The organism is Bradyrhizobium sp. P2_E8, from assembly GCF_056403875.1.
This window is the reverse complement of record NZ_JBFUES010001449.1, coordinates 1-1339: the sequence shown is the minus strand read 5'-3', so window position 1 is coordinate 1339 and position 1339 is coordinate 1. Positions and strand designations below refer to the sequence as shown.

Annotated in this window: 2 protein-coding genes; both read right to left on the bottom strand. The window is 65.9% G+C overall.

Features of this window, described 5'->3' with window-relative positions:
- Positions 1-378, bottom strand: a 378-nt coding sequence (locus AC1D00_RS41305) for an amidohydrolase family protein (RefSeq protein ID WP_477014667.1), incomplete at its 3' end; no start/stop codon positions are given.
- Between the two features lie 190 nt (positions 379-568).
- A partial coding sequence (locus tag AC1D00_RS41300) for an MFS transporter (RefSeq protein WP_477014666.1) occupies positions 569-1339 on the bottom strand: 771 nt, incomplete at its 5' end.

Below are 1339 nucleotides of genomic sequence, written 5' to 3'. Positions count from 1 at the left end.
GGGAATGCCGGCGCTCAGCACCGGCTCGGGAATGTCCTCGACGCCTTCCATCAGCTGGATCAGGCGGGTGTGGTCGGCAGGCTTGCACGGCGCAAAGCCGACGCCGCAATTGCCCATGATCGCGGTGGTGACGCCGTTCTGCGACGACGGCGTGATGTCCTGGCTCCAGGTGACCTGCCCGTCATAATGGGTATGGACGTCGACGAAGCCCGGCGTCACCAGCTTGCCGCGCGCGTCGATCTCCTCTTGTCCCTTCGCGGAGATCTTCCCGACCTCGGTGATCCTGCCGGCGGTGATGGCGACATCGGCCTCGAACAATTCGCCGCCACTTCCATCCGCGACGGTGCCGCCGCGGATCACGAGATCAGGATTGGTCATGAGGTTTCTTCCCGTTTTGTTTTGTTTCTTTTCGTCGTCCCGGACAAGCGCGCCCCAAGCGCGCGCCGATCCGGGACCCATAACCACAGGGAGATGTTTGGCGAAGACTCGGAGTGACCAGTCTCGCGCTGCAACTTGTCCCTGTGGTTATGGGTCCCGGCCTTCGCCGGGACGACGATAAAATTCGTAGCTACGCCTTCTCAGGCTTCCGCTCCGTGAACGGCGACAGCACCACCGTTGCGACCATGAAGATCACGGACGCCCCGAACACCCAGTGCGGCGCGCTCTGGTCCATGATCCAGCCGAACAGCAGCGGGCTGACGATGCCGCCGAGATTGAAGCCGGTGGAGACGATGCCGAAGGCGCGGCCGGCCGCGCCGGCAGGGGCCGCATTGCGCACCAGCATGTCCCGCGAGGGCGCGATCACGCCGGAGAGAAAGCCCGCCGCCGTCATCGTCGCGGTCAAAGCCCAGCCGGGCATCGTCACCAGTGCGATCAAGAGCACGATCGCCGCGTTCGCGGCAAAGCAGGCGGCGGCGACATAGCCGTGACGCTCGGTGTGGTCGGCGAGGAAGCCGCCCGCGAGCACGCCCGCGGCGCTGGCGCCGAGGAACGCGGTCAGTGCGACGTTGGCGATCGAATAGGAAGCGCCGTAGCCGCTCATCAGCGCCACCACGCCGAAATTGTTGATGCCGGCCACCGACAGGCTGAGCAGCATGAACAGCGCGGTCAGGGTGATCAGCGCCGGCGTGATCACGGCCTGCTTCGGCGCGGTTTCGTTGCCCGGCTTTTTCTTGTGTGCGCCGGCCTCGGGGATGCCCATGGCGACCAACAGCAGCGCCACCAGAATGGCGATCGCGCCCGATGCGATCAATGCGCCGACGCCACCCGAAACGGTGACCAGCGCGGCGACGATCGCCGGCGTCACGGCGCCGCCGAGATAGCCGGCAAAGGTGTGGAT